Below are 2,914 nucleotides of genomic sequence, written 5' to 3'. Positions count from 1 at the left end.
AACGGCCCTGCCCCCAAACCGGGAACAGGGCCGCCCAGGCGCTTGCGCCCGCAGCCAGCCCGGTCTCCCGGGCCCGCCTGCGCGCTCAGGCCTCCAGCGCCTTCACATGCGTGATCACCTCGGCAATCGCCTGCTGCGCGCTGCCGTAGAGCATGCGGCAATTGTCCTTGTAGAACAGCGCATTCTCGATCCCCGAGTAACCGGCGCCCTTGCCGCGCTTGACCACGATCACGTTCTGCGCCATGTCCACGTTCAGGATGGGCATGCCGTAGATCGGGCTGCTCTTGTCGGTGCGCGCCACCGGATTGACCACATCGTTGGCGCCGATCACCAGCGCCACGTCCGCCTGCGGGAAGTCGGCGTTGATCTCTTCCAGGTCGAAGATCTTGTCGTAGGGCACGCCGGCCTCGGCCAGCAGCACGTTCATGTGGCCCGGCATGCGGCCGGCCACCGGGTGGATGGCGAAGACGACTTCGACGCCGCCTTCTTCCAGCAGCTGCGCCATCTCCCACACCTTGTGCTGGGCGCCGGCCACCGCCATGCCGTAGCCGGGCACGATGACGACCTTGGTGGCGTAGCGCATCACCGAGGCGGCATCGAGCGCGGAGAACTCGCGCATGCTGCCCTCGATACTCTCTCCGCCGCCGGCGGCAACCCCGCTGATGGGGGTGAAGAGCACGTTGGAGATGGGCCGGTTCATGGCCTTGGCCATGAGCTGGGTGAGGAGCGTGCCGGAGGCGCCGACGACGATGCCGGCGACGATCAGCGCCGGGTTGCCCAGCACGTAGCCTTCGAAGCCGACGGCAAGGCCGGTGAAGGCGTTCAGAAGCGAGATCACCACCGGCATGTCGGCGCCGCCGATCGGGCTGGTGAGGATGACGCCCAGCAGCAGGGCGAGGACGAAGAAGGCGATGACGAGGCCGGGCTGCAGGGCGTCGGCGATGACGATCATGCCGCCCAGGACCAGGACCAGCAGGCCCAGCAACACGTTCACCGCGTTCTGCGCCGGCAGCCGCCAGGCTTTCTTCATGATGCCTTGCAGCTTGGCGAAGGCGATGCAGGAGCCGGAGAAGGCGACCGAGCCGATGAGGGCGCCGAGCACCGCGAGCAGGGTGACGACGGTGCCGTGGATTTCGCCGCGGGCGAATTCCAGCGCGGCGATGGCCGCCGCGGCTCCGCCGCCCATGCCGTTGTAGATGGCGACCATCTGCGGCATGTCGGTCATCTTGACGGTCTTGCCGCTCCACCAGGCCACCGCGGCGCCGCTGACGATGGCGACGATCATGAGGCCGACGTTGTGCAGGCCGGGGGTGGCGAAGGTGACCAGGGTGGCGAACACCATGGCGATGCCGCCCCAGACGATGCCGCCCCGGGCGGTGACCGGCGAGCTCATGGCCTTGAGGGCGAGGATGAAAACGACGGCGACGGCAAAGTAGGAGGCGTCGATGAACCACTTGGCGGTCATTGCGCGCCTCCCTTCTTGGTGTTGCCACTCTTGTTGAACATGGCGAGCATGCGTTCGGTGACGACGTAGCCGCCGGCGGCGTTGGCGGCGCCGAGGAAGACGGCGACGAAGCCGATGGCCAGTTGCAGCGGGCTGTCGGCGTCGGCGTGGCCGAGCACGACCATGGCGCCCACCAGCACGACGCCGTGGACGAAGTTGGAGCCGGACATCAGCGGGGTGTGCAGGATGACCGGCACGCGGGAGATGACTTCATAGCCGGTGAATGCGGCCAGCATGAAGATGTACAGGGCGGTAAAGCCTTCCATGGGTGGGGCGCTCCTTACAGGCCGAGGGCGGCTTTGACGCCGGCGTGGCGGACTTCGCCGGCGTGGGTGAGGCAGCTGCCGGCCATGACTTCGTCTTCCCAGTCGAGGGCGAGGGTGCCGTCCTTGATGAAGGGGGAGATGAAGTTGTAGAGGTTCTTGGCGAGCATTTCGGAGGCGTGCACCGGCATGCGGCTGGGGATGTGGGTGGGGCCGATGACGAGCACTTCGCCGATCCAGGTCTTTTCTCCGGCGACGGTGCCTTCGACGTTGCCGCCGGTCTCGGCGGCCATGTCGACGACGACCGCGCCCGGTTTCATGCGCGCGACCATGTCGGCGGTGATGATGCGCGGGGCGCGCTTGCCGGGGATGGCGGCGGTGGTGATGAGGGCGTCGCACTGGGCGACGGCCTTGCCCAGCCGCTCGGCTTGCTTGGCCTTTTCTTCGTCGGTGAGTTCGCGGGCGTAGCCGCCGGCGCCGGCGGCCGCGACGCCGGTGTCGACGAAGCGCGCGCCCAGCGATTCGATCTGTTCGCGGGTTTCGGGGCGCACGTCATAGGCTTCGACCTGGGCGCCGATACGGCGGGCGGTGGCGATGGCCTGCAGGCCAGCCACGCCGGCGCCGATCACCAGCACCTTGGCCGGGCGGATGGTGCCGGCGGCGTAGGTGAGCATGGGGAAGAACTTGGGGCTGTGGTCGGCGGCGATGAGGGCGCATTCGTAGCCGGCCACCGCGGCCTGGCTGGAGAGCACGTCCATGCTCTGGGCGCGCGAGATGCGCGGCAAGAGTTCGAGCGCGAAGGCGGTGATCTGCTTGTGCTGCAGCAGCTTCACGCGCTCGGCGTCCGCCCACGGTTGCAGCATGCCGACCAGCACGCTGCCCGGTTTCATGGCGGCGAGGGATTCGGCCGGCGGCGCTTGCACGCACAGCACGAGGTCGGCGGCGCTGAACACGCTGGCGGCGTCGGCCGACCAGCTGACCTCCGGGAAGAGGTCGTCGGCGTAGTGCGCCGGCCGACCCGCGCCTTGCTGCATCTGCAGCACTACGCCCAGGCTCTGGTATTTCTTCAGTACGTCCGGAACCACCGGCAGGCGGCGTTCGCCTGCGAGCGTCTCCGACGCGACTCCTAGCAACAATGGCATCGAGG

3 protein-coding genes are annotated in these 2,914 nt (G+C 68.2%); all 3 read right to left on the bottom strand.

All coding sequences use genetic code 11. The annotated features are described in order from the left end of the window. Positions 1–85: 85 nt before the first annotated feature. From GRF61_RS23690 to GRF61_RS23680, 3 genes are read right to left on the bottom strand one after another with little or no spacing between them, the layout of a single operon-like run. Complete coding sequence (locus tag GRF61_RS23690) at positions 86–1,465, bottom strand: NAD(P)(+) transhydrogenase (Re/Si-specific) subunit beta (RefSeq protein ID WP_169153075.1); 1,380 nt, start codon at positions 1,463–1,465, stop codon at positions 86–88. Next, positions 1,462–1,770 (bottom strand): NAD(P) transhydrogenase subunit alpha, encoded by a 309-nt coding sequence (locus GRF61_RS23685; RefSeq protein ID WP_169153074.1) that lies wholly within the window; start codon positions 1,768–1,770, stop codon positions 1,462–1,464. Before GRF61_RS23685 ends, GRF61_RS23690 begins: the two co-directional genes overlap by 4 nt. 14 nt (positions 1,771–1,784) lie before the next feature. Next, positions 1,785–2,909, bottom strand: coding sequence for an NAD(P) transhydrogenase subunit alpha (locus tag GRF61_RS23680; protein WP_169153076.1), 1,125 nt, complete (start codon positions 2,907–2,909; stop codon positions 1,785–1,787). Positions 2,910–2,914 lie beyond the last annotated feature (5 nt).

The sequence above is a fragment of the Azoarcus sp. TTM-91 genome (genome assembly GCF_012911025.1).
Lineage (GTDB): Bacteria > Pseudomonadota > Gammaproteobacteria > Burkholderiales > Rhodocyclaceae > Azoarcus.
The sequence above is the reverse complement of the archived record's forward strand: the minus strand, read 5'-3'. Positions and strand labels throughout refer to the sequence as shown.

Bases quoted from the DNA above. Each gene is read 5' to 3' on its own strand.
- GRF61_RS23690 (WP_169153075.1), bottom strand. From the start codon at position 1,465: ATGACCGCCAAGTGGTTCATCGACGCCTCCTACTTTGCCGTCGCCGTC.
- GRF61_RS23685 (WP_169153074.1), bottom strand. From the start codon at position 1,770: ATGGAAGGCTTTACCGCCCTGTACATCTTCATGCTGGCCGCATTCACC.
- GRF61_RS23680 (WP_169153076.1), bottom strand. From the start codon at position 2,909: ATGCCATTGTTGCTAGGAGTCGCGTCGGAGACGCTCGCAGGCGAACGC.